Annotated in this window: 22 protein-coding genes; 13 read left to right on the top strand and 9 right to left on the bottom strand. The window is 47.0% G+C overall.

Annotated elements, in window-relative coordinates:
* Positions 1 to 7: 7 nt before the first annotated feature.
* Complete coding sequence (locus BLS15_RS28850) at positions 8 to 151, bottom strand: hypothetical protein (RefSeq protein ID WP_155987228.1); 144 nt, start codon at positions 149 to 151, stop codon at positions 8 to 10.
* A gap of 258 nt (positions 152 to 409) precedes the next feature.
* On the opposite strand from BLS15_RS28850, the gene BLS15_RS03520 reads away from it, so the two are divergent.
* From BLS15_RS03520 to BLS15_RS03535, 4 genes are read left to right on the top strand one after another with little or no spacing between them, the layout of a single operon-like run.
* Entirely contained in the window at positions 410 to 1,327 is a 918-nt protein-coding gene (locus BLS15_RS03520) for an ABC transporter ATP-binding protein (protein ID WP_090509887.1), read from the top strand.
* The gene (locus BLS15_RS03525) at positions 1,324 to 2,073 is read left to right on the top strand and encodes an ABC transporter permease (RefSeq protein WP_021254124.1); all 750 of its coding nucleotides are present in this window, start codon (positions 1,324 to 1,326) and stop codon (positions 2,071 to 2,073) included. The genes BLS15_RS03520 and BLS15_RS03525 overlap by 4 nt, the downstream gene beginning before the upstream one ends.
* A 13-nt stretch (positions 2,074 to 2,086) precedes the next feature.
* A complete protein-coding gene (locus BLS15_RS03530) occupies positions 2,087 to 2,818 on the top strand; it encodes an ABC transporter permease (RefSeq protein WP_028532174.1) in 732 nt (243 codons plus the stop codon).
* Between the two features lie 24 nt (positions 2,819 to 2,842).
* Positions 2,843 to 3,196 carry a YxeA family protein gene (locus tag BLS15_RS03535; RefSeq protein ID WP_028532175.1) on the top strand — a complete coding sequence of 118 codons (354 nt, stop codon included), beginning with the start codon at positions 2,843 to 2,845 and terminating at the stop codon, positions 3,194 to 3,196.
* A gap of 207 nt (positions 3,197 to 3,403) precedes the next feature.
* Here BLS15_RS03535 and BLS15_RS03540 read toward each other — a convergent pair whose 3' ends face one another.
* Together BLS15_RS03540 and BLS15_RS03545 are read right to left on the bottom strand one after the other, a co-directional pair.
* A complete protein-coding gene (locus tag BLS15_RS03540; RefSeq protein WP_090509892.1) occupies positions 3,404 to 4,804 on the bottom strand; it encodes a sensor histidine kinase in 1,401 nt (466 codons plus the stop codon).
* Positions 4,797 to 5,534 (bottom strand): response regulator transcription factor, encoded by a 738-nt coding sequence (locus BLS15_RS03545; RefSeq protein WP_021254120.1) that lies wholly within the window; start codon positions 5,532 to 5,534, stop codon positions 4,797 to 4,799. Before BLS15_RS03545 ends, BLS15_RS03540 begins: the two co-directional genes overlap by 8 nt.
* A 287-nt stretch (positions 5,535 to 5,821) precedes the next feature.
* Here BLS15_RS03545 and BLS15_RS03550 point away from each other — a divergent pair, with 287 nt between their 5' ends.
* Positions 5,822 to 6,376, top strand: coding sequence for a DJ-1/PfpI family protein (locus BLS15_RS03550; protein WP_021254119.1), 555 nt, complete (start codon positions 5,822 to 5,824; stop codon positions 6,374 to 6,376).
* Between the two features lie 177 nt (positions 6,377 to 6,553).
* Here BLS15_RS03550 and BLS15_RS03555 read toward each other — a convergent pair whose 3' ends face one another.
* Together BLS15_RS03555 and BLS15_RS03560 are read right to left on the bottom strand one after the other, a co-directional pair.
* On the bottom strand, positions 6,554 to 8,026 hold the full coding sequence (locus BLS15_RS03555; protein ID WP_090509893.1) for a stalk domain-containing protein: 1,473 nt from the start codon (positions 8,024 to 8,026) through the stop codon (positions 6,554 to 6,556).
* A 194-nt stretch (positions 8,027 to 8,220) separates the two neighbouring features.
* Positions 8,221 to 8,607: a winged helix-turn-helix transcriptional regulator gene (locus tag BLS15_RS03560; RefSeq protein WP_217635859.1), complete on the bottom strand. Its 387-nt coding sequence runs from the start codon at positions 8,605 to 8,607 to the stop codon at positions 8,221 to 8,223.
* Positions 8,608 to 8,754: 147 nt separating this feature from the next.
* Here BLS15_RS03560 and BLS15_RS03565 point away from each other — a divergent pair, with 147 nt between their 5' ends.
* Positions 8,755 to 9,555, top strand: a complete 801-nt coding sequence (locus tag BLS15_RS03565; protein ID WP_175460702.1) for an alpha/beta fold hydrolase — start codon at positions 8,755 to 8,757, stop codon at positions 9,553 to 9,555.
* A 115-nt stretch (positions 9,556 to 9,670) separates the two neighbouring features.
* Here the strand turns inward: BLS15_RS03565 and BLS15_RS03570 are convergent, their stop codons facing one another.
* From BLS15_RS03570 to BLS15_RS03580, 3 genes are read right to left on the bottom strand one after another with little or no spacing between them, the layout of a single operon-like run.
* Positions 9,671 to 12,253 (bottom strand): AAA family ATPase, encoded by a 2,583-nt coding sequence (locus tag BLS15_RS03570; protein WP_090509898.1) that lies wholly within the window; start codon positions 12,251 to 12,253, stop codon positions 9,671 to 9,673.
* A complete protein-coding gene (locus BLS15_RS03575) occupies positions 12,237 to 13,529 on the bottom strand; it encodes a class I SAM-dependent methyltransferase (RefSeq protein ID WP_028532179.1) in 1,293 nt (430 codons plus the stop codon). Before BLS15_RS03575 ends, BLS15_RS03570 begins: the two co-directional genes overlap by 17 nt.
* Positions 13,529 to 14,326 (bottom strand): nucleotidyltransferase domain-containing protein, encoded by a 798-nt coding sequence (locus BLS15_RS03580; protein ID WP_028532180.1) that lies wholly within the window; start codon positions 14,324 to 14,326, stop codon positions 13,529 to 13,531. Before BLS15_RS03580 ends, BLS15_RS03575 begins: the two co-directional genes overlap by 1 nt.
* 304 nt (positions 14,327 to 14,630) lie before the next feature.
* On the opposite strand from BLS15_RS03580, the gene BLS15_RS03585 reads away from it, so the two are divergent.
* Complete coding sequence (locus BLS15_RS03585; protein ID WP_090509901.1) at positions 14,631 to 15,941, top strand: helix-turn-helix transcriptional regulator; 1,311 nt, start codon at positions 14,631 to 14,633, stop codon at positions 15,939 to 15,941.
* Positions 15,928 to 16,734, top strand: coding sequence for a WYL domain-containing protein (locus BLS15_RS03590; protein ID WP_028532182.1), 807 nt, complete (start codon positions 15,928 to 15,930; stop codon positions 16,732 to 16,734). The genes BLS15_RS03585 and BLS15_RS03590 overlap by 14 nt, the downstream gene beginning before the upstream one ends.
* A gap of 852 nt (positions 16,735 to 17,586) precedes the next feature.
* Here BLS15_RS03590 and BLS15_RS03600 read toward each other — a convergent pair.
* Complete coding sequence (locus tag BLS15_RS03600; protein ID WP_028532184.1) at positions 17,587 to 19,578, bottom strand: methyl-accepting chemotaxis protein; 1,992 nt, start codon at positions 19,576 to 19,578, stop codon at positions 17,587 to 17,589.
* 894 nt (positions 19,579 to 20,472) lie between these two features.
* On the opposite strand from BLS15_RS03600, the gene BLS15_RS03605 reads away from it, so the two are divergent.
* From BLS15_RS03605 to BLS15_RS03625, 5 genes are read left to right on the top strand one after another with little or no spacing between them, the layout of a single operon-like run.
* The gene (locus BLS15_RS03605) at positions 20,473 to 21,735 is read left to right on the top strand and encodes a threonine synthase (RefSeq protein ID WP_090509904.1); all 1,263 of its coding nucleotides are present in this window, start codon (positions 20,473 to 20,475) and stop codon (positions 21,733 to 21,735) included.
* Position 21,736: 1 nt separating this feature from the next.
* The gene (locus BLS15_RS03610; protein WP_028532185.1) at positions 21,737 to 22,402 is read left to right on the top strand and encodes an amino acid ABC transporter permease; all 666 of its coding nucleotides are present in this window, start codon (positions 21,737 to 21,739) and stop codon (positions 22,400 to 22,402) included.
* Positions 22,383 to 23,039 (top strand): amino acid ABC transporter permease, encoded by a 657-nt coding sequence (locus BLS15_RS03615; RefSeq protein ID WP_021254106.1) that lies wholly within the window; start codon positions 22,383 to 22,385, stop codon positions 23,037 to 23,039. Before BLS15_RS03610 ends, BLS15_RS03615 begins: the two co-directional genes overlap by 20 nt.
* Positions 23,040 to 23,074: 35 nt before the next feature.
* Positions 23,075 to 23,842, top strand: a complete 768-nt coding sequence (locus BLS15_RS03620; protein ID WP_021254105.1) for an amino acid ABC transporter ATP-binding protein — start codon at positions 23,075 to 23,077, stop codon at positions 23,840 to 23,842.
* On the top strand, positions 23,839 to 24,759 hold the full coding sequence (locus BLS15_RS03625; protein WP_021254104.1) for a transporter substrate-binding domain-containing protein: 921 nt from the start codon (positions 23,839 to 23,841) through the stop codon (positions 24,757 to 24,759). Before BLS15_RS03620 ends, BLS15_RS03625 begins: the two co-directional genes overlap by 4 nt.
* Positions 24,760 to 24,777 lie beyond the last annotated feature (18 nt).

Consider the following 24,777-nt stretch of genomic DNA (forward strand, 5'->3'; position numbering starts at 1 on the left):
TGATGATTCAACACATCTCAGCCTTAAGGCCCTCCTTATGTATCTTGACCTCTTCCCGCAATTCCTGCAGAACGGCCTCCTCATCTAACCCTAGCTGCTCGATAATGTCCTCGACACGAACGACCACTTGTTTTTTCGACATTGAACTCATATCTACTCCTCCATCTCCCATATCTGTTCCATCTGTTCCTCTCATCATCAACCTCGTACATTCGAGAGTACTTTCTTGTTGCCTTTACTATAATTCAGAAGCCCGGTTCCTTCGTCTCAACTTTTTCTCATCTTTCTTACATACACCGTCATTTAAGGTTGGCGTAAGGTAATTTTCAGCCTTATGAAAGGTTCGGGACTTACAGTTGAAGCATGCAATCATAATTTGAATGATACGAAATGGAGTTGAAGATACTCGATGAATACCCAACCCGTCGTTGCTACTTACAGCCTTTCGAAATTTTATAACCATGTATGTCGGGTGAACAAAATTGACCTTGAGGTTCCTGAAGGCGAAATATACGGCTTCCTCGGCCCGAATGGGGCGGGAAAATCCACAACCTTGAAGATGCTGCTTGGTCTAGCCAAGCCCACCGATGGCCGCATCACCCTATTCGGTCAGGAGCTCGGCAAACATCGGCGTTCTATCCTTAATCAGATCGGTTCCTTGATTGAATCTCCTTCTTATTACGGTCATTTGACTGGACTTGAAAATATGAGGGTCATGCAGACATTACGCGGGGTTCCGAGAAAAAATGTAGATGAGGCACTGAGAATTGTCCGACTTGAAAACCAGAAAAACAAAAAAGTAGAGCATTACTCACTCGGCATGAAGCAACGGCTGGGCATAGCTATGGCTCTTATCTCCTATCCCAAACTGCTCATATTGGATGAGCCTACGAACGGGTTAGACCCTGCAGGCATCGGGGAGATTCGCGAGCTGATCAAATCAATGCCGCGGCAGTACGGAATTACCGTGCTTCTCTCCAGCCACCTGCTCTCTGAAATTGAGCAGATCGCCACCTCCGTTGGCATTATTAATGACGGCAATCTACTCTACCAAGGGAAAATAGAGACGCTGCAGGAGCGAAATAGATCGTCCCTCGCAATTCGAACGGGCAATAATGCCGCAGCCGCAGCATGGATGCAAACTCAGGGCTATATGGCCAACCTGCAGGACGAATGCTTACAAACCGAGCATATGAGCGATCAACAAGTGGCGAGGCTGAATAAGGATCTCGTGCTGAGCGGTATTGATGTTCTTCGGATCGAAGAACGCAAAAGAACACTGGAGGATATATTCTTGGAGCTTACCGGAAGGGAGAAAAGCTTATGATTAGAGCTTTGTCCCTAGAATATTTCAAGCTTCGCCGCAAGCGTATCTTCGCAATGGCAGCCTTATTTCTGAGTGCTCAAATGCTATGGGCGTTGGTATCAACAACGATGTCGATCGCTCGTAATCCCAGCAGCGCGGACTGGAAAACGATAATTGCAACAACATCTTCCATGAACGGCTTATTTCTCCCGATTATCTCGGCTATCGTCGTATCGCGCTTGTGCGACATGGAGCACAAAGGAAACACATGGAAGCTGTTAATGGCAACGAATATGCATCGGAACAGCATCTATGCTGCCAAATTCATATGCGCTGCATCGATTCTCTTCCTTTACCTCGTCCTCCAGGCTTGCATTATTCTCGCGTTCGGCATGATGAACGGTTTCGATTCGCTCCCGTTGCGGCTGCTCATTTTGCATATTGGAGGAGCACTTCTGACAAGCATAGCCATCATTGCCTTGCAGCAATGGATTTCCCTTATCGTAAAGAATCAATCCTTTGCCCTGTGCCTAGGCATGATTGGCGGTTTTATTGGCATGACAGCGGATCTATTTCCTGCATTCGTGCGCCGGATATTTATATGGTCTTACTATTCCGGACTGTCTCCTGTCTCCTATCTATATACAGAGAAAACCGCAACATACGTGATGCAGCCGCCAAGTCCCGTTCTGATAGCTGCGGTGCTGCTCATCGCTGCCGCATGTTACGCGGCAGGTAATATACATGTTTCTCGCAAGGAAGTATAGGAGGTTAATCGATATGTTACGAAGCGTTTCCGCCGAAGTTATGAAGCTGCGGCATTCTCGAATTTGGATCATTCTTGTTGTTCTTCCCGTTATTAGTCTCGTAATTGGCTGTGCGAATTATTATTTCAATCGAGAGGTTCTGCAGCAGGAATGGTACAGCTTGTGGACGCAAGCTGCTCTCTTTTATGGCATGTTCTTCCTCCCTGTGCTAATCGCTATCTGTTGTGCCTATGCATGCAGATTAGAGCATATGAACCGGAACTGGAATGCTGTACTGACGGCCCCTGTATCCATTGCCAGCGTCATCATAGCCAAGCTGATTGTCGTTGGAGCGCTCCTGTTTTTTGTTCAGTTGATATTTTTCACTCTCTATTTCGGTATGGGACATTTGCTCGGCATCTCCTCGGCCTTTCCTTCCGATGCGATAGGATGGATCTTTCGAGGATGGATATCCTCTCTCGCGATAGCTGCCATCCAGCTAGTGCTCTCGCTGCGAATCCGCAGCTTTGCGGCACCGATCGGCATCTGCTTATGCGCTGTTTTCCTTGGATTGGGGCTGTATGTCGCGAAGTTCGGCATGCTGCTGCCGTATTCCATGCTGACGATTGGTATGGGTGTACTCAGTCAGGAGAGTCTTAATGGTGCGGAGCTATTCCAATTCTATGTGATCAGCGTCATTTATATTGTACTGTTCACTAGTCTCTCCATTCGCAGCCTGCAAAGGAATGATGTCATACAAGCCTAATTCGCGCCAGAAGGGGAACCTGCAATGAAAAAAATAATCCTTATCGCCGCGCTGTTGTTCGCAGCCGTCGTCGCATTCGGTGTTTTCATCCTTGCTCCGGAAAGAATAGCGCCGGACAACCCGGAAGGGAAGACGATATATTATGCACAAATCAACAGTAACGAAGCGATGAAAAACAAGAACGGCAGATATGAATACAGCCTCCTTGCTTTTGATAGCCAAGGAAGTCAAAAACAGCTGGACTTTACCACCAGCAAGCAATTACGCAAGGGAGCTTATCTGGAGCTGTATACGACAAGGCTTCGAGGAGTTACCTATTGGCATGAAGTTCCCTATGACACTCTTCCCGAGAACATAAGAAGAACCTATAAGCCATAGTAGTTTTATTCAACCAAGGGCCGCTATCTGGATCATACGCTGATCAGAGAACGGCCCTTTTCGTGATTGTTTAACTGAGGAGCATATTAGCATATTCATTGATCAAGAACGTTGAACGTCATGATGTAAATGAGATATTCCATAAATACTAGAACACCATCATACAATTCTACTAACTGTCTATGTTCGTCTTTTTGTTAGCTTAGATTAGCTACAAGCTGCCTTGGCCGAACAGCTTGGCAGCTCAATTGTAGCGCACATGCCCTGCCCCGTGTCACTCACCAGCCACAGCTGTCCACGATGTGCCTCGGCAATTCTAGCCACCATAGGAAGCCCCAAGCCATGTCCATTTTGTCGCAAGTGTTTCCTCTCCGCAGAGTATGGCAGCTTCAACAGATCCTCCAGTGATTCACGCTGAATCCCTACTCCGTTATCCATCACTGTAAATTGACAAGCCGAACCATCGGCTGATTGATTTATAAGCAGCGAAATGTCGCAACCATCTGGATTATGATCGATGCAATTCTGAACCAGATTCGTGATGGCACGAAGCATCAGCTTGCGATCAACTTCAGCCTGAATATGCTCTTCCTTGATCTGCAATTCAATCGCATACTGCTCATCCAGCCCTTGATTCAGAAAGTCTGCAGCAACCTGTCTGGCTAGAGCCGCTAATCGCATAGGCGCCATGTTCAAGGGCTGCATCTCATACTCCAGCTTGGAGACCAGATTCAAGTCACTAACGAGGGAGCGCAGCTTCTCTCCCTGCTTACGAATAATTGCCGCCTGCCGCCTCTGCTCCTCAGGCACCTCTGCATGTTCTTCCAAAGCACTTGCATACCCAAGAATCATGGACAGAGGCGTGCGAATGTCATGGGAAATTCCCGCAATCCAATTCGACCGCGCCTCATTGCGAGTACGAAGAGCCGCCTGCCTTTCTCGCAGCATTTCAGAGGTATCATTGATGCTTCGCGCAAGATTGCCGAATATCCCCTTCTCTTCTGCACGAACGGCCTCTTCCTTGCCTAGCGCGTGAACAACGCCCGTGAGCGGCTTCAAGGATCGGGCAAGCCGAGTGCCGATTATGATAGCCAGCACACATCCAAGTACGATGTTCCCGAGCAGTAGGATTAAGGCCCTCTGCGGTAAAGAACGTATCCATGGCACGAGAAAGTCAAAATGATACTTCGCATGGCTATCCTTCGGATAACCAAGCACGACCAATCCATCTGTATGTTCCCATACGTATACCGGATGCTCCTGCAGATAATGACGGGTGAACTTGGCAACCTCGGTTAAGGAATACGCACGCGGGACGTCTTCAGGCAGCTTGTAATCCCATATAACCTGGCCGCCCTTATCAAGCAGCATCGCCCATGCTTCGGTACCCTCCAGCATCTGGCGGGAGGAGGCGTCTAATACATGTGTCTGTCCCGTCCGCTGCAAATGATTCGCTACGAACTCCACGACATGCTGTGGGGATTGTCCGGCGTTAATCTCCTTGAACACGAAGAAACCGAGCATGGCCAAATTCAAAGCAATGATCCCGGCAAAAATGGCAAACGTGATGCCCGTAAAACGACGAATAAGGCGGATAATGCTATCCATCGTTCTTATGCTCCTTCACCACAAGCTTGTATCCGAGCCCTCTAACCGTTAGAAGACTACAAGGCTTGGAAGGATCCACCTCGATCTTCTCCCGAATTCGCCGGATATGCACCATTAACGTATTTTCATAACTGGCGCCATCATCGCCCCAACCGGCCTGAAACAATGCATCGGTCGTCACTATGCGCCCTCTATTCTCATATAGCTTCATAAGAATGGCGTGCTCCTTGGCCGTAAGCGGCTGCTCACGTTCACTATCCCCGTCGGTCTCACTATAGACCACAGCGCTCTCTAAATCCACCGTGCATCCTTCCAATGGAAAGGTCGGCAACCTCTCCTCCTGATGCGTCTGGTACACTCGCTTCAAAATGCCGTTCAGGCGAAGGATCAGCTCCCTTGGCAGAAAAGGCTTTACAATATAATCATCGGCTCCAAGGCCTAGTCCGAGCAGCCGATCCTCATCCTCACCCCTCGCAGATAAGAACAGCGCCGGCATGCTGGAGAATTGGCGGATGGCCGTCAGCAGCGCAAAGCCGTCCTGATCCGGAAGCATTACATCCAATATGGCGATGTCAGGCTTGTCCCTGCGGCACGCGGCTAGTGCAGATTTGCTGTCGGATGCCGTATAAATTCGATAATAGCCCTCTTTGCGCAGCATCATATCGATCATGGTTCGAATGTCAGGTTCATCGTCCACAATAAGTATTTTTTTGTTCTTTAGATTGTCCACGCTGCTCCCCTGCCTTTTCTTACTATAAGTAGTTCGTTAAGCATATCATTGATTTGGAATCGACCGAGGGAAAATAGTAACTTCGACAAGAAGATGTATATAACCTGCATAAATGAGACTCCAGGGCCCTGAAAGGAAGCTTAAGAACACTAGAATTGTGGAATAACGGGCAGGATAGTTCAAAAGTTTCGCGAATACCCCACATATGGAGTTATTTACGGAATTCGTAAATAAGACGTTATGCGTAATTACAGTAAAACAATATAGTGAGGATGGATTATTCGAAAATGAAGAAAACAGGTGTTTTACTATTTCCTCTATTCAGTGAGTATGAGTTAACCGTTGCATTGTCCATTTTGAAACAAGGAAATAAACCTATTACAACAATAGGGATAACTGCAGAACCGATCTTTGGAGAATCCGATTTGAAGTGTCTGTCCGATTATACTATTTATGATGTAGACATAGAGACATTGGATAGCATTTTGATTCCTGGGTGTATGGATATTACAACGCTATTCGATAATGATGATTTAATAGAATTTATTAGAAGATGCGTTGAGTTTAATAGCGAAGTGATTATTGGTTCAATTTCAAGCTCACCCTATTTATTAGCTAAAGCGGGGATATTAGAAAATCGGAAGTATACAATCGGTATGCATGAAGCAGGCCGAAGTCAAACAGGAGTTTTTAATGAAGAGAATTATTGTGATGATTTAGTAGTGCAAGATGGGGGGATATTAACAGCTAGAGGAAGGGCATTTATAGAGTTTGGAATTAGATTCGGACAACTATTAAATCTGGATTTTGATTCCAATTGGTATAAAGGGAATAATAAATAACATATAGTATTTCGAAGAGGACTGTAATTACGCATAACACAGTGTTCACGCTGCGGGGGACAAACCTCTTTGATCTCCGGCAGCCCTAATTTAACTATTCTCTTCTGAACACAAGTTATATAAAAAGAGCCTTCCCCGGTATTTGTCATAACCGGAGCAAGACTCTATTCATACTCCCTATTTCATCGTAATCGAAATTTTATCTTCCTTTTGCACCCATTCTGCCTTCGCCCCCAGCTTCTCGCTAATGAAGCGAAGCGGCAAATAAGAGGTTCCTTTAATCGCAAAAGGCTTGTTGTCCAACTGAACTTCCTTGCCGTTCAGCGTCATTGTCCCCGACTTATAGTTGACATCAATGGTCAATTCCGCGCTGCCAGTACCCGCATTGGAGCGGCTGACCGTGACAACCTTGCTTAGTATATCAAACTTGATCGTGGCACCCAGCTTCTCGAATATCGAACGAATCGGCACGAAGGCTTGACCGTTGCGAATAACAACGCCGTTGTTCATCTTAACAGTCTCTCCATTCAACACAAGCGATACCGCACGGTGTACCGGCACAGCCTGCGCATGCATAAACTCATAGTCCCCGTTTCCCAAATCCGCATCATTGTTAACGCCCCAGCCCCATAGAGAGCCGTCTGCCTTCTGCATGATGATATGTCTCCAGCCAGCCTTTACCGAGCTGATATTCGAAGCAATAAGTTCAAACTTGGCGCCGCTTGACATCGATTCGGTTTCAATAGACGCTTGATATACGTTTCCGCCATTCGTGAGTGCAATGATTGAACGTTCCACAACATACGCTTCTTTCACATCAGAGATATTCTTCAACTGAATCGGCTTCGGATTGTCATGAACCGTCGTTACGTCGGACACCCCCGTCCACGTACCACCCCAAAACCAGAGGCGAGATGCAGCGTCGATTGCCAGATTCGCTTCTCTATTTGAATAGATGGATCGGATCGCAGCCAAACCATCAACTTGCGAAGGAGCTGGGGTGCTTCCCTCCGGAAATTGAAGCGGCCAGCTCCACACCGTGCCGTCCTTTTTAAGCACCAGCCCGCTCGCCACGGACTTCACCTGAGGTAAGGAAGCAACCTTCTCAAACGAAGTTAATTTATTCGTTCCCTCCCATACAGTACCGTCCTTCTTCAGGAAAAACCATCGTTCCGGGTTCGGATGTTCAGGGGAGTACGCGGCTATTTTTTCAACCTGATCGATGCCGGACAGCTCCTTGAATTGAGCATTGTCTTCGTCTGCAACAATATAAACTTTGCCATCTGCATCAATAGCTAAATCGCCATTCCAGAAAACCATATCATTTATGCCGCTTACGGGGTGAATCTTAATTTCTGGCGATATCGCGCTACCTTTCAAATACCATACCTTCTTGTCATCCGTCACCACATAAGGGCCAACGATCCGTGTGACTGGGCCAATTCCATGCAATTGAGTCGGCACAGCCTGATAATTTCCCCACACCCAATAGGTTTTGTCTTTTTTAACTAATGAGTTCGATCCATATTCTTGAATTGCGTTGCTTGATTTCTGCTCTGCCGATACGACGGATGCATTGGATACTCCAATTATCCCTAAGCTCAATACCGCCGCCAGCACCCATTTTCCCGCATGTACTGTTCTTCTCATTATAACGTTTCCTTTCTCTATGAAATTGAAAGTTCTCCATCCATTACTAGACCATATTCTACCATTTTATCAACGTGATTTTCCACAGACTTTATGTACAATTTCATGAAGCTCCGCCTACTGTATCTGTAAAGGAGCCAATGTATCCTGGCATTCTTACATTTTGCCTCTCTCTCGATCGCCACATGGCATGGTTAAAGGTCAGTTACCATGTTATTCTCTGCTGGGATCCCCTCTCGCGGATTGGCCAGCCGGAATAGCTCCCCCCACTCCTGCAATTGATCGATGATTGGCTTTAACTTCATCCCAAGCTCAGTTAATTCGTACTCTACCTTAGGCGGAACTTCAGGATAGGCATGACGATGGATGATTCCCGCAGCCTCTAACTCCTTAAGCTGTTCCGCAAGCATTTTATGATTAATGCCTACAATCCCTTTCTTCAGTTCCCCATAACGATGCTTGCCTGCAAACAGTTTGCAAATAATAGTCGGCTTCCAGCGCCCCGAAATGATAGAGACTGCCAACTCGATTGCACACTGGTACCGCTTCCCATTGATTTCATACATAGACGGACTTGTCATCTCATACTCTCCTTATGGTAAGTATTTCACCAAAAAGTGCGTACTTACATTAATTACGTTCTTACATTATGATTAGCATCGAAAAGAGAAGCGCCAATCAAAATGATCAGTCGACAGTCTCAATATATCATATGGGCGGTGGATGAAATGGATAAAATTGTGAAGAAGGATTCTGTAGAGGTGTTATATTCCGTTGAAGGCAGCGGATCAGGCTTATTGCTCATCCATGGGACAGGAGCAACCCATCAATTGTGGGAAGAATTAAGTCATACCCTGTCCTCCCACTTCACTGTCATGTCACCCAACTACGGTCAGTTGGGAGCAAACTTACGACTAGAACTGGACGATGTGGTGGAGCAACATCTAGCCGTCGCTTCCCAGGAAGGATTCGAGCAATTTCATGTCATTGGCTACTCGCTAGGAGCAGAGATTGCCGCAGCTCTGGCAGCCAAATACCCAGGGCGCGTGCTATCGCTTACGCTGGTTGCAGGATGGGTTGAATCAGACGTGTCGGTACAGTTCCAATTCGATTTATGGCACAAGCTGCTCATTTCCGATCGTACCGCATTCGCCCAATTCCTAATGTATACCGGCTATAGCTCCGATTATTTGAATCGGTATGCCATTCATGAGCTGCTGGCGATGGCAGATGATCTCGCTCAAAATCTTGCGCCGGAGATGAACCATCACATTGAACTTGATACCCGCATCAATCTGCGTCCGCTCTTAGGCAGCATTACCGCTCCAACCCTCGTTATTGGATTGACCCATGACCGCATGGTGCCTGTCGAACAGACGAAGGAGCTTGCGGCCCTGATCTCTGGTTCACAGTACCGTGAAATTGCTTCTGGACATTTGATCGTCACGGAGAATGGCGTCGCCTTGCTAGAAGAACTGCTGCTCTTCCTCGCTCAAGTAGATGAGCGGCTTAGATCAGTTCTGCACTAATCTATCAATTCATGCAGCAGAGCGCTCTATGAGGTCATCCCAAAGAGCGCTCTTACTAAAGAAAGTCTTCAATTGACCAATTCCATCAACAATGATTACTTTCAGTTCATGCATGTTACAATCTTGGATCAAGCTCTTTCTCTCTGCCTACTTCGAATAATAGGTTTGCAACCAGTTCCTTATACTCCGCATGCTGAGGTGTTATTTCGTCAAGTTTTACAGCAAGCATTCGCTGTCCCAGACGATACTCATTGAGCGATGTCTTCAGCTTCTGGCGCACGTTTTTCTGCTTGATCAGCTTATAGTACTTATGCGGAAATTGATAATCATAGCCGTAAACAAGAGATAAATAATCCGCGTTTCTGACCTTCATATAAGGTACGGCATTGTTTACCGTACACTCTGGTTTCATGACTACGCCTTCCATATGTTTCTCCGTTGTCAGCTTAGAGAAATAGCGTTCGGCTTGCTCAACATAATCTGGCTGTGTTAGATCCACAATTACGTATTCGTCGTCAGACAAGAAGCTAAAAATCGCAGATGTATTCTCGGTTGGAATCCGTTCCTCGCCCGACTCATAAATCACTTTAAGCAGACCAAACGGCTTATATTCCAAATCCCCGTCCTCCGCGTACAGTCCTAGCTGCTTCTGATAAGTCTCGTATGCTTCCTCATGCTCGCTCAGCGGAACATTAGTCTTGATCGCATAGTGAACATGCTTATAGCTCTGATAGATAGGACTGCCGTACTTTTCACTAAGAACCGCTTTCGACATATGATACTGGTCTTTTTCAAATTCCGTACTCCGATACGTCTCCACAAGCTTCCCCCATACAGCTTCAAAACCTTGCTGCTGTAAAAACTCAAGCTCGCTCTCCAAAGCTGCCGCAATCGGCTTGAACTGCCGTTCAATCAGCCCTTCCCCCATCGCTCTCCAAGGCAGCAGCTCACCGTCCAGCAGAAGCATTGCGATCTGGTTCTCTTCCATATACGTTCGGAATCTGTGAAGCAGCTGCTCGTATACGTCTGTTAGATCCACTTGCTTGACTCTATATCCGTTCCGGCTCACCGCGAAACACTGCTCAACGTCACGATACAGATAAATATTACATCTCGATCCCATATATTTAGGCTGCAGCACTACCTTCTCTACTTGATGTTCTGCAAAGTAATCCAATCCCCTCTTCAACGATTCCAGTTCATGCGCATCTACATCTTTATCCGAAGGCGACATCGTTCCAGATATGAAATTGATCTGATTCCGCGTACAGTAGTGCAATCTCCGTACTTCTTCATCATTTAGCTCCTGCAGGGATACCTTCCGCTGAACTTCAAACAGTGTCGGAAGCTCTTCTTCAATAATCGCTTGCTTAGCAGGATGCGATTTGAAGAATGGCTTGTAAGAGATAATTACAGCGGTCAATCGATTGCCATGCACACTGCCCGTGTCTACGTGAATTTTGTTCTTGATACGGAAGGCTGTCTTGGCCGCCACATGGCCGAATATATGATAAGGCTGATTGCTAACCGCTTCTTCTTGAATAAAGCGCAGCTGTTCTTCGAGCGGCGCATCCCGATCAATGCGGAAATTACGCTGACGACGAACGGCCTTCCCATCCAGCTTCCCAATATACTTGTTCCTGCAAGGTGCGTGAGTCACATAGAACGATGGCGCATGAGGCGAACGATATTGATAGAATGGCTGCGATAGGGAAACCAAGTGATTAAATCTATCCAACAGTTCTCGATCACCCATCAACACCTGAATCGAATCAAAATACGTGTCTACCAGCTCCTTATCGACACCACTAACCTCTCCCTGCAAGTACTTGTATACGAAGTTCTCATGGTTTCCGAGCACGAACCGGAAGTGCTCCCGATTGTCATATAAAAAGTCGATGGTTGCTTTGGTCGCTTTGCCTTTATCAATCCAGTCCCCTACTAAAATAATGTCCGTATCCTGCACGCGCTCCATGGCGCTGAGCCTGCCGTCCTCAATTCGGTAGCCGCAGCTGCGCAGCAGCCCTTGCAAGTCATGAATGCATTCATGCACATCGCCGACAATCGTATAATTGCGTTCATTCGGCAGGAATGTAGCCGCATATTCGCCGCGATTTTGAACAATGACGCGGTATTCCGGATTGGCAGCCCCCTGTTCAAGCCAGTAAAAGTCCTTGCTGCGCACCCGATGGATATTGGCATACCCTTCCCGCGCAAGAGAACCGAGCACATCCTTTTTCAACCGATTCATATGGTTCGTGATCAGTCTCTTCGAACGCTCTGATGCATAATAGTCCTCGCGCTTGCGGTAGTCGAAGAGGATGACCTCTACGTGGTAGTGATTGCGTTCAGCAATCTCTCGAACCTTGGCCCTGATATCCTCGGCTAGTCCGGTCGTATCCAGAATCACGAACTCCGCATTCACCGGAAAAGAAGTGACCATGTCCAGCTTCGTATATAGCAGATTGAAAGCTTGGGCGCTGGCCTCCAGCATAACCTGATCATATTTATCATAGTCGTGACCGAGTATTTCTTGCCGCATGCTGTCCGAGGACAAATATTGCACATTCATTTGCATGGCCCCTGATGCATCTCCACTTAACTGCGGCATCAGCACTTCCTTGGCAAACGTCGTCTTGCCGCACTCCGTCGGCCCAATCATCATATAGATCGTATGAACGTTAGTGACAAGCTCCACATTCTTCTCCTCCTTTCCTAATAACGACGCCTTGTGTCGTCGATATGCCATTCACGCGATCCCCGATCGCTACGAATTCGTATGTGTTTGCTGCTCCATAAGCGGTCATCGCTTCCGCAAACCAAACTTCGAACTCCTCTTTTCCCATTTCCCAGCGGTGGTCGAGGTGCCGGAACGCCGTCAGTTCGTAGAAGACGTTAAAGTCAGCATTCGGTGTCGTAATGACGAAATGTTCAAAATCAATATTTGTGCAAATTGACTGAATCAGATGCTTCGCTTCATCCTTGCTCATGTGCTCAATCACTTCTGTCAACATCACATCGACTTGCTCCCCGTTGTAATGCTCCATGAAGTGCTCAAGTGACGGATAGGTTATAATGTTATCTCGTTCTTTGGACTCGGCCTTTCGCTGCACGACCGCAAGCAGATCTTCATTAATATCTATTGCATAGTAGCTGCTGCTTTCTACTTTCGAAGCATAAGGGATTGCATAGAATCCCTCGCCGCAGCCAACATCGAGAATCGATTTGTTGAAAGGCAGTATGCCTGCAATGAAATTTCTGCGCTGCATCGCTGTTCCGCCGTATTCGAACTGGATCGCATATCGATCGGTACGTTCAAGTTCCACCTTATGTTTGCGGAAATCCTGCTTCGAGGACAAGAAAATACGGGCGAACAGGCTGCGAATATAGTACGGGGCATCGATAATGTTCATGCTCTTCACATATTTCACGATCATACTGTCCGAAATATCAAGACTCTCATTGCCGAACATAGACAAGAATAAGCACAGCACACTCACGACATGAAGCAGCTCATGCAGGCTTCGCTGTGTCGTTATCTTAATAGAGTAGCTCTTATCCGTCCTGTGATGGAGGTCGAAGGTATATGCCGTTACATGTTTTTGAAAAAAATGAATGTACTGCATGCGATCCACATGAATCATGTTAATGGTAAAGGAATGCTCATAACCCGCAACATCCTCTTCGCTCTGCGCTTTGAAGGGTGCCGAGAAAAATTCGCCAATCGCATGCAGCGGGAAAATCGGCGTATTATAGCGAGATACGTTCAAATATTCAAAAACCTCATCCTTATGCTGCTTATAGGAAACCTCATTGTCCGCATCCTTGAAATATACGTTATACTTCGCTGCATCGCTGTACCAGCCGTATGCCGTCCCCTTGCGAATCTGTCTCAAGATCATTCCGTTATGCGGATTTTTCCGAATGAGAAATGAAAACTGTGGATGCGTTGACGATAATTGCACGATTGCCATTATGCTTCTTCTCTCCTTACATCTGCGGTTGTAATCGACCTGCGGAATAATTCATCAAGCCGTGCATCATATCCGCCTGCTGCAACAGGCTGCTGTGCGGCAATCCGTTCATAGTACCCGATGGATTGTTCGATAAAGGCATTGATGACTTCGATTCTCGGCTCCATATTCAACTCTTCTCCCGCGATCTTGCGCGCAAGCAATTGTTGAATAGCGGCATGAAGTTCACTGTTCGCCAGCACAAGCCGATCTACCAGCACCGTGAATTCAATAGGTGGCATCTCGTGATAACGCTCAATCCACTGGCAGGCCAGCAGCGGGCGCAGCACGTAAAAGTACTTTTTGATCTTCACGGACTCCCTCTGCAAATACTCTCTGTAGTTTCCTGTGGCCATGTGCAAATAGTGATACATACAGGCTCTTGGCGAAAAGGTATCGGAGGATAAGGCACGTATCTGCTCCACCACATCCAATTCTTCCGCATATACAATCGGAGATTGCAGCCATTCAAGCAAAGGCGGATTCGACTTGCGGAATAAGGACAGTGCTTTCTTCATATCCCAACCATTGATATCCAACATATTGCTGATCGGCCGCTCAATCACGTCTCGTTTTTCGAATAAGGATAGATAGTTGTCCATAGGCCTTACATAGATGAATCGAACATCATAATCACTATCCCTCGATGGAAATCCCCAAGCCCTACTGCCTGATTCGCAAGCATATACTATTCGTACCTGTTCTTCTGTCTCGATATTTCGTAACGCATCTATAATTTGCTGCCGTATATTTTCCATATAAGTTTGACTCCTTCCCTATCAAAGCTATCCCTTTGCAAGCTGCTCGTTTCGTTGTACTCACTGCTTCGATTGATTTCCATCCTTCTACGCGTGGTGCTCAGGCGTTCCAGCATTTAAGCCATTCCCTAACCGTTGAACCGATGCGCATTGCTTTGTGCACTCATCATCTCTTATTTCCGGTTTTGCGAACATGGCGAAAGTATTACGACCTACCGAGATTATTTCGTGCTCCCGCAAATGTTTACCTGATACAATAAAAGAAAACAGCATGGGTTACTTGGGAGAAGGAAGGAGATTCGACATGGCTAAGGAGAGTTTCGATAAGGAGATTCAGTATTTGCGCACGCTCATGCTGATGAGAGGGGCGTTCAATAGACAGCAGCTTGCAGATCGGCTGGGCATTTCCGTACATACATTGGACAAAACGGCTCGACGCTTGAAAGAAGTTGCCGCTGCCTCAGAGGTACAATCTAAGCATGCCTCAGAAATGGAACTGGCAGAAGCTGTTCATCAACGTAATGACGATTCATCCGATCCTGCCCTATTGTTCTTGTTTCGAGCCAAGTCGCTGAAGGAATCTGAATCGGTTCGGATATCGATTATTTTGGAGGCGCTGCAGGAGCAATCTATGACTGCTATGGAGCTTATGGATGAATGCTGCGGCAGAACGCCGGAAGAGCTGTCGCTGCCTGATGAGAAGACAATTCGAAGCGACCTGAAATATTTGGAGTCGGTTGGCGTCATACGCAAAGCGAATGCATCCCGTCCATATCGCTACCGCTTGAACGATGAGCTTATACAGCAACTATCGGATGAGGAGCTGCTTGATTTATACGATTTCGTGGATGTAATGGCGAACACGCAGGTGCCTTCTGTCCATGGCTATTTGCTGCGGGACAGCTTGAAGAAGCAATTGCTGCTTGATCATGAGGGGCAATATCTTACCGATACCTTTTTATATAAATATCACTATCATTTTCGCATATTGGATGAGGCCCATCTGTTTACCTTATTAGGTGCGATCAACAAGCGATGCAGAGTGCAATTCCAATACTTCACGCCCAAGGCAGAGAAGAGCTATGCCGCGCAGCAGACGAATCCGCGCTTCGAGAGGGAAGGCGAAGGAACTTGGCATAAGGCTCTGCCCTTAAAGATCGTATATGACCATCAATATGGAAGATGGTATATGCTGAGCAGCGATAGAGAGGGTATCCGCAAGTTCCGCATGGAGGGCATGACCCATATTGAAGAAGTGGAGGATGTATCCGAGGAAGTATTTCAGATGAAGACAGCGGCGCTCATGGAGAAGCTTCAGTACAGCTGGCTTATCGATACCGGACGGCCCGTGAAGGTGCGTGCCCGCTTCTTTAGTCCTCGCCCAGGAGAACCGGACTTCATTAAGCAGCGGGTACTGCTGCAAGGGCAGTGGGGGGAAATTGTTGAGGAAGATGATCAATCCTTCCTATACGAAATTACGGTAAATGGAATTACGGAGATTAAGCCTTGGCTGCGCAGCTTCGGATCGAGCTGCGAAGTGCTTGAGCCCAGACATCTACGCCGCGAGCTGATAGAGGAATGGAAGGAGATTGCTGCATACTATGAACCCATTTGAGAAAATCTTTGGCTATCAAATCCTATCCCGTCTCGATGATGCGGGTACATTCGTGGTTACCTCCCATGAACGGGCATGGTTGAAGACAATGCTTGCGCATCCTGCAGCGAACGAGGCCTTCTCCGAAGATACGATAACCAAATTAAATGGAATCCTGTCCTCAGAGATGCTCATGGATACCTCCCATAATCTTATTGAGAAGGCCAAGAGCAAGGAAAAGCATGTCTATCATCCGATGCTGCGGCCGCTCCGCAGGTACATCTCTTCCGGAACAGGAATACGCATCAGCTACGCAATCAAGGGCGGTCGTGTCAACGAGGAGCATGAGGGCTTTCCATATAAATTAGAGTATTCCATTATTAAGCGAGAATGGTACCTGCTCTGGTACCATCGTCAGCACCGTGGTCTCATGAACACCAAGCTGCGCAATATTACATCATTGACGGCAGAATTGATCCCGCCTGCGGAAGCGGAGTACATTCTAGCGAAGCTTGCCCGCTTGCGCGATCGTCGCAAATCTGAGGTTGTGATTGAGGTCATCCGTGAATATAACCGCGAGCTGTCGCGCATCTTGTATGCCTTCTCCTGCTTCGAGACGGAGGTGATGTACGATGAGGAACAGCGCAGCTACCAGATTCGAATCCGACTGCCGTGGAATGAGCATGAGTTCCTCTTGTCCAAGATACGCTTCCTCGGCAAGCGCGTCCGTGTACAGGATAGCGCATACCTGCAGAAGCGCATGCGCGAGACGGCTGCCATGGCACTGGCGAGGTATGAAGAAAACAGTGTATAGACCTAAGATGGTGTGGGGTGGGCTCTCGCCAATCCTACACCAGAAGGTGTTCGTTTGTATAAATAAGCTTTCAGGGCTGTCACGTATAATCTCTCAACGAAAATAAATAGTAGATACACGCCAAAGTATAAACGTCCACTTCATCGTCTAAAAGCTCGATCCTAATCGTCCGAGGAGGTATAACCTTATTGTAAGTAATCAAAGCTATGTCTCTGTCAGATTCAGATAAGCATGTTAACTTAGTGGTTCGATCCATGAAGTCCTTTTTTAATAAGTAAACCTTATTATCAATCACGAACTCCATACTAGGATTTGGTTTGACCCTCGTTTTATCTTTCAGCACAAATCTTCCGACATGTTTAGAATCCACGTTCCATTCCGACCTAATCATTGTCTTGAGCGACCAAATTTCAATAGCCTTGCTCATTGACCTCCCTTCGTTATTAAAGACTTCAACATTGACTAAATAATCGCTAAAAACATTATCAACAACATAATGGAGCGTACTGTTATAGTGTCTTTGAATATCCCCCACTCGATTCCCGTTCGCATCTGTTAACGCGAATTTTTTTCTGCTTTTGCGATAGATAGGGGATACATATTGATAACGGGGCATTGGATCACCACTTTGAAGGTAATAATCAACATTCAACACCAAGAAAATAATTCCTTTTATTTACTATCCCCCAGTATGAATGACCTTGTCAATACGAAGCCAACCATTCTATCTCGTGTTTTTCCAACCATACCCTTTCAACCAACTTTATGCTTAAGACTGCTCAAATAAAAACGGCGGTATGCTGGGTTCATAGAAGATCCCAGCATACCGCCGCGTAACATCACAATGATAGCTTATATTTTAAATTTCTTCACTAGCAATTCCAACTCGCTGCTGGATCGGCTTAAATCTTCCGCCGACTGCGAGACCGTATCAATTGCTTTCAACTGATCCTGCGTCGAAGCGCTGACTTCTTCCGCGGCGGCTGCGGATTCCTCCGAGATCGCGGACAGATTTACAATGGACTGAACCACGTTTTCTTTCAGCTCGGACGCCGTCTGTATTTTGTCCGACATTTCCATAATCGCCTCGATCACTTGCTGCATCAAGCTTTGAATGCTTGTAAATGCAATCTCTGTCGACTGCACAGCCTCATTTTGTTCCGAGGTGATTTCCTTGGTCCGGCTCATCGCCCGGGTGGCATTCGCAGCCTCTTCTATAATGCCCTGAATGGTGCTGCTAATTTGCTCAGTCGAACTAGCGGATTGTTCTGCAAGTTTACGCACTTCTGTGGCGACGACTGAAAATCCCTTGCCAGCCTCTCCCGCTCTTGCCGCTTCGATCGACGCATTTAAAGCAAGCAGATTGGTTTGAGCTGATATCGCTTTGATCATTTCGGCCACAGCCTGAATGTCGTTGATTTTGGTTACGAGCAGGTTCAATACTTGTTCGATCGATTGAATTTCACGGAACGATTCATCGGAACGCACTTGCAGCACAGCCAACGTCTCTCTTCCATCGATGCTTGCCTGTTGTGTCTGGTTTGACTTCGCCTGCATGGAAGACATCGTTTCTTCCACCGATCTAAACTGCGAGTCCAGCTTGCTTGTGACCTCCTGCATATGATCCAGATTTGTTGCGCTTTCGGCCGAACCTTGCGCGACATCCGACATGGCGTGGGCAATTTCTTCGCTTGCCGCTTTTGTTTCTTCCGATACGGCACTCAGATTTTCGGCCGACTCCGTGAGCTGTTCAGAGGAACCAATCACGCGGGATAAGACCTCCCGCACGCTTTGTACCATATGATTAAAGTGGCCTGTTAATTGGCCAATCTCGTCCTTCGAACTTACCTTCCCTTCCACGGTCAAGTCTCCATCAGCCATTAGCTGCACCTGCTTCGTCAATTGAACGATCGGCTTCGTAAAGAAGCGGGCGACAAAGTAGACAATAACATTTGAAACGACGATGGCGCACAAGGTTATGATGATGTTCATATATTTAATATGGTTCGTGAGCTTTAACAGTTCGTCTTCTTGATAGACAGCACCGATTTTCCATCCTGTAAGACCGGACGTCGTATAATATAGAACTTCCGGTTCGCCTTTATCCGTGTAATTAACTTTCCCTGCACTTTCATTTGTAGTGTAAATTTTGTCGACATATGGTCTTTCCCGTTGATTTTTCCCGGCTGCATCTTCTGTATCCGGCAGCACTACCGAGTTTCCTTCTGCATCCAAAATAAATCCAAACCCATTATATCCTACATTCGTTTCACTGATTTGCTTTGTCAATTGATCCAGGTTCACATCAAGCGATATAACCCCAAGAACCTTGTTGTTTTCCACAATGGCCTTAGAGATCGCTATTTTCATTTTCTGACTGACACTATCCTTGTACGGAGGGGTGAATTTCACTTTATCCTTGTCATCATTAGCCAATTTATACCATGGGCGAATGCGAGGATCATAATCTTTTTTGAATACATTAGCTTCGGGATCAAACATCTGCTTCGATGAATTCCCCATATAAATAGCAGATATTTCAGGATTGATTTTTGTATAAGATTTCATAACTTGAATCATGTTAGGAGTTAGCTTGTCTCTGTTTTTTACAATGTCTTTGATTTCTGGATTTTCACTAAAATGCAAAATATCATTTGCATAATTATTTAGACGCAAATCCGTAACCTGCAATAAGGCCTCCGCTTCTTCGCTTCCTATCTCATCCAACTCTTCTTTAAAGCTATTAGTCATCTGCAAGTTAGTTGTCAATTGCAGAATGACCAAGGAGGAAACCAGCAATACTGCAAAAATTAACATAAGCTTGTTCTGTAACTTTTTAAACATGATGTCGACCCCCTATGAATTGTAAACGTTACAAAACTCATACTGGGATCTGAATAAAAACCCCAGATTAGACGTTATAACGTCTTTAACGTGGAAATTTTAGCACATGTTTAATATGTATAAAGTGATATAATTCCGAACGATTATGCAGAATTATACAAAATTATTGATAATTTTACGGCGTATTTATTAGATGTAGATACGGATCTCCCAGCTTTAATAGTATCGAGAATTATTCCTGTATATTAATATTTCGGTTCGTTTCATTTAAACTATAAGCACTTCATGAAATTCTACTAATTTTTTATTAATTCCAGAAACTCCGATAATTTATAACACAAGAACAAAAGCCACCCCCCTAATTTAGTTGGGATAGATGGCAGTCTTGTTTCTTATATTTTGAAATTACATTCACATTGACTCTTCTCAAGAGCCAGCCTTAAAAAGGCTCGCCTTCCCTTGCTCCTGAATGGCTTGCAATGCCGCCACATTTCTTCACTCACCTGATTCATCGGCTTATTGGCAGTCGTATTTGACTTTAATGAATAAAATAGTTCTAAAGTTCTACCTCGCTTAAGGCTTTGATTACGCCCTTCATATCTCGCGAGAAGTGTATATGGATACGTCTTGGCATATCACGCTGCCCATTCTTGACCAGTGATGTATTGTAAAAATGCCTTTGCTGCTCCAATTTGAACCGCGTCTAAGCGGTAAAATTCCATGTACTAGAGTGCGAGTTTCAATTTCTTAGTTGACAAATTGGATTACTCAACTTTATTATTATTTTATCGCGTTACATATTTTGGATGTAAGTCAAATCGTTCAATATTCCGCTGACCGTACCGACGGAGGCTCCTAATACCATCACTGCATGTGCAGAAAGGGGAGCGTACCGTGCCATTCAGTTATATCTCTCATTTGCATTGCCCGAAATGCAGAACAAGTTATTCCCCGCACAAGCAGGCGCATCTATGTGCTTGCGGTTCCCCATTACTTGTAGCCTATCGGTTGGATGAACTGAGGGAAACCGTCCAACGCTCCGAACTGGCTGCAAGAGAACCAAGCCTGTGGCGCTATCATGAACTGCTCCCTATCGAGCTGGAGCAGAATGTGATTTCTTTAGGAGAAGGTTTTACCCCTCTCCTCCCCCTGCCCAAGCTTGGACACCGAATTGGTATTCCCCAGTTGTATATGAAGGATGATGGGCTTCTGCCGACCGGCTCTTTCAAAGCCCGCGGCGCGGCTGTTGGTGTATCCAGGGCCAAGGAGCTCGGCGTTGAGGAATTAGCATTGCCGACGAATGGCAATGCAGGTGCAGCCTGGGCACTTTATGCGGCTCGCGCGGGCATACGTTCCACAGTCGTCATGCCTGTAGATGCCCCTGCTATAACACGCAGTGAATGTACAATTGCAGGAGCTCGACTCCATCTGGTCAATGGCTTAATTAGTGATGCTGGCAAAATTGTCTCTCAAGCAATCAGCGACGATGACAGCCTGTATGATGCCTCTACTCTTAAAGAGCCTTACCGGATCGAGGGCAAGAAGACGATTGGCTTCGAAATTGCCGAGCAACTAGGCTGGAAGCTGCCCGATGTCATCCTGTATCCAACAGGAGGCGGTGTCGGCCTCATCGGCATTTATAAGGCATTGACAGAGTTGCTGGCACTAGGCTGGGTTCAAGGCAAGCTCCCTCGGTTCGTCGCTGTCCAATCTGCGGGATGTGCCCCCATCGTCGAGGCATGGAAGAACAAGCAATCCGAGTCGATACCTTGGCCGAATGCTTCTACCCTTGCGTTCGGCCTCAATGTACCGAAGGCACTAGGAGACTTTCTAATATTGGATGCCATCTATCGAACCGAGGGCTGTGCAATTGCGGTGGATGATCGCGCACTGTTGGGCGAGCAGCGCCTTATTGCTGAGCTTGAAGGAGCCTTCATCTGCCCGGAAGGCGCATCTACATTCGTCGCCGCACGCCGATTGCGTGATAGCGGCTGGATCCAGGACAGCGACACCGTCGTTGCGATCAATACCGGGCTCGGCTTGAAATACCCGCATGTCGTCCAGACCAGCATCCCTGTCTTGGAACCTGATGATTACTTGAACCGAAGAGGCACTATCTCCAGCAGGCAGTCCACCTCACGGGAGGAAACCGGCTAACATGACACTCGATACCTCCTTCATGCTGGAGCATGTGCCCGACTTCTTGCACGCAGCCCTAGTCACGATCGGAATTGCTGGAGCCGCCATCGCTGCTTCTCTGCTCGTTGCCGTGTTCAACTCGATTCTCTTGTATTTCCGAGTACCGATATTAACTGCCATTGTACGTGCCTACATCGAGGTAGCTCGCAATACACCCTTGTTGATTCAATTGTTCTTCCTGTACTTTGCACTGCCGAGTATCGGAATTCGCATGTCCAGCTACACCACAGCCTTACTGGCGATGACGTTTCTCGGCGGCGGTTATTTGACTGAAGTGTTCCGCGCTGGAATCGAAGCCGTCCCCAAGTCTCAGTTGGAGTCAGGATTGGCACTTGGGCTGTCTCGCTGGCAGTTGTTTCGCGATATCGTCCTACCTCAAGCGCTGCGAATTGCTACGCCGTCCTTATTTGCCAACTTTATTTTTCTACTGAAAGAGACGACGGTTGTATCTGCAGTAGCCGTGCCGGAAATTTTGTACACGGCTACGAACTACATTGCACTATACTACAAAACCTATGAAATGCTGCTCATGATGACGGCCCTGTACTTGCTGTTGTTCCTGCCATTATCCTTTGTGCTTTCTTGGCTGGAAAGGAGGTTCCAGCATGGCCAGTTCGGGACTTGATTTGCTTGTCGTATCGCTTCCCCAGCTTGCCAAGGGGTTGTATCAGACAGGGCTTATCGCCATCTGGAGCATCGCGCTAAGCACGATTGGCGGCCTTCTATTCGGTGCCCTGCGCACCTCTTCTAGTCCGTGGCTGCGGTTGATTACCCGTACTTATCTAGAATTGTTCCGCTCTATCCCGATTTTGGTATGGCTGTTCTTTTTCTTCTTCGGTCTTCCAATCTTCTTCGGTCTGAATGTTCCAAGCTCTGTATGTGCAGTACTGGTGTTGTCACTTTGGGGGATCACTGAAGTTGGCGAGGTTGCACGAGGTGCCCTTATCTCATTGCCGCAAGGTCAACGAGAAGCTGGCATGGCGATTGGACTCAGTACCCTGCAATTGTACGCATACATTCTGCTTCCACTAGCGCTGCGACGCATGATCCCGCCTACGATTAATGTGTACACACGCATCATCAAGACGACATCACTGACTGTTCTTATCGGCGTCACCGATGTGATCAAGACGGGGCAGCAAATTATAGAGCGCACAGGAGAAGCCGTCCTTATTTACGGTGCATTATTCATGCTCTATTTCATACTGTGCTATCCGTTATCTGCCTTATCAAGAAGGCTGGAGCACAAGCTGCTATCCTAATACCTCACTGATTGAATAGAAAGGAGGAACCATTCATGCCCGACGCATTGCTTGAGCTATCCAATGTCGGCAAGTCGTTCGGCAAGCATTGGGTGCTGCGGGACATCAACCTGCAAATTGCTCAAGGAGAAGTGACCGTTATACTCGGGCCAAGCGGCTGCGGCAAGAGCACGCTGCTTCGGTGCCTGAATGGACTCGAGACAACGCAGAGCGGCAGCATTCGATTCCACGGTCAAGAATTGACCAATCCAGCAACGCGCTGGCAGCACATTCGCCAACAGATTGGAATGGTGTTTCAAAGCTATCACCTATTCCCCCATCTGACGGTACTCGATAATATCCTCCTCGGACCAATCAAGGCCCAGCGGCGTACCCGTACAGAAGTGATCGCCCAGGCCGAGAAGCTCCTGGAGCGCGTCGGATTGCTAGACAAGAAGGATGCCTATCCTCGTCAGTTGTCGGGCGGCCAGCAGCAGCGAATCGCGATCGTGCGGGCACTATGCATGAATCCCGAGGTCATCCTCTTCGACGAGGTGACGGCTGCACTTGATCCCGAGATGGTGCGCGAGGTGCTGGAAGTCATGCTTGCCTTGGCGGAACAAGGCATGACGATGGTTATCGTGACCCATGAGATGGGGTTCGCCCGTGCTGTAGCCGACCGGATTGTGTTTATGGATGAAGGCCGAATATGCGAGACAGGAGCGCCGGATGCTTTCTTTGCAGATCCCAGAACCGAACGAGCCCGTCGCTTTTTGGATAAATTTTTGGACATTGAAACATGGAAAAGGAGAGAAATTGGATGAAGAACAAATTGGGGTTCACATTATTAATGGTACTGCTCATGGTCGGGTTATTGTCCGCATGCAGTTCAAGCAGCAATGGAAGCGATGCAGGCAGTGGAGCGAAAGAACAACCTACCACAGCAACGCAACAAGAGAGCGATAAATCATCGAATGCCGATACCGGTGCCCTTAGCAAAATTAAAGAACGCGGCAAAATTCTCGTAGGTGTATTCTCCGACAAGCCCCCATTCGGGTTCACAAATGAGAAAGGCGAGTTGGTTGGCTTCGATAATGACTTAGCAAGACGCTTCGCGAAGGATCTACTTGGAGATGAGAGCAAAATTGAGTTCGTCGTCGTGGAGCCAGCAGGTCGTATCCCGTATTTGCAAAGCGACAAGGTAGATCTGATTGTAGCCAACATGACCGTGACCGATGAGCGCAAGGAAATTGTTGATTTTACAAATCCAAATTTGAAGGTGACTACACAAGTACTCGTAAACGATCAGAGTGGCATTAAGTCGTTGGCTGATTTGAAAGGAAAGAAAGTTATCGTAACGAAGGGAACGACAGCTGATATTTTCTTCACCAAAAAATACCCCGACGTTGAACTGGTCAAATTCGAGAAAAACACCGAATCCCTCCAAGCATTGAAGGATGGACGCGGCGACGGGTACGCACAGGATAATTTCATCCTACTCGCTTGGGCACGAAAAAACCCTGGCTTCGCCCTTATTCCAGAAAAGCTGGAGAAAGAGGCGCCGATCGCGCCAGCTGTCAAGAAAGGCAATACTGAGCTGCGCGATTGGGTGAATCAAGAGCTGGAGGCGCTGGGAAAAGAGAAATTCCTGCTGCAGTTGTACGATAAATACGTGAAAGAGGAACTCGGCCCGGATGTCTCTCCAGACGATATTATCGTGGAAGGAGGACACTGGAAGTAACACAAGCGCCGTACAATA

Origin of the sequence: Paenibacillus sp. cl6col, from assembly GCF_900102125.1 — a bacterium.
In the GTDB taxonomy this organism is placed as follows: Bacteria; Bacillota; Bacilli; order Paenibacillales; family Paenibacillaceae; genus Paenibacillus_B; species Paenibacillus_B suaedae.